Origin of the sequence: Halobacillus sp. BBL2006, assembly GCF_000786645.1 — a bacterium.
Taxonomy (GTDB): Bacteria; Bacillota; Bacilli; order Bacillales; family Halobacillaceae; genus Halobacillus.
This window is the reverse complement of the sequence record NZ_JRNX01000992.1, coordinates 1-1,037: the sequence shown is the minus strand read 5'-3', so window position 1 is coordinate 1,037 and position 1,037 is coordinate 1. Positions and strand designations below refer to the sequence as shown.

General features: G+C 41.7%; 1 protein-coding gene. It reads right to left on the bottom strand.

Annotation, left to right across the window (positions count from 1 at the left end; translation table 11 throughout):
- Window positions 1-431 (bottom strand): GTPase RsgA (gene rsgA, locus LD39_RS21605; protein WP_035554067.1); only part of this gene is annotated, 431 nt, incomplete at its 3' end.
- Window positions 432-1,037: the final 606 nt, after the last annotated feature.

Here is a 1,037-nt window from a genome sequence, read left to right as displayed (position 1 = left end):
TTCGTACAGACGACGACTGGCTTTGCACCACTTTCATAGACCTGCTGTACATAGCGTTCTAAGCGGCGGAGGTTGAACTCCTGGGTCAGAGCGGTAACGATGAAAACCGTGTCCACATTAGATGCAATGACCTGTTCATTGTTACTCGTCCCTGCCTGTTTCCTGGAAAGTAAGGTTTGTCTCTCCAGCAAACGATGGATCACCGCTTTCTCTCCGTTTTCATAAGGCTGGAAGATAACCCAGTCCCCGACAGCCGGGTAATCCCTCGCTGTCACACTTTCGTAGTGGAAACGACCGGACAGATTTGCTGTGTATGTTTTTGTATCATCGGCCAAAGTATAAATGCCGTGAGAAAAACGTGTCACGCGCGCTGCGGATTCTGTACTTGTTACTTGAGATTGAAAAAATGGATGAAAATCTTTCCGTTTCATTTGATTCAATAATATTCCTCCTGTTTTGGGAGGACGTTAAGAGATGATGTGTCCTCCATTGAATGTTTGATTGTTAGACTTATAGCGAGGCATAATTAGATTTGTCATAAAACATCAGCTCCTAACTTATTGATTATGACTATAGTATACCAGACTACTCACAGAAAAGGACCTTTCGTTGATATTTCTAATTTAATTAAAAAATTATCGTTTGAAATATATAGCTTACTCCACATAAGTGCAGGATTGTGGAAGACTTGATTTCGCGATACTTTGGGTCCGTTGCCGGAATAGAATATGGGGTGGCTAGGGAAACAACTCGTCCAGCTGCTACACCCAGACACTCGCGTCATAAGAAGAAAATAAACGGAGACCTCCTTTTTCTATCCGAAACAACGGAAACACGAAAAAGTCTCGAAACTGAGTCTTCTTGAATAGGGAGCTTTAGTCGAACTTGAAAGATTAAGTCGAAGAACGACTTAGTACTCATCATTAATAGATCTAATAAAAACATCACACCTGTTAAACAGGTGTGATGTAAAATTAGCGTATTAGAGTTATCCACGAGATACCGCTTTTTTCGCGGAAATCGCTGCAAACGTGATA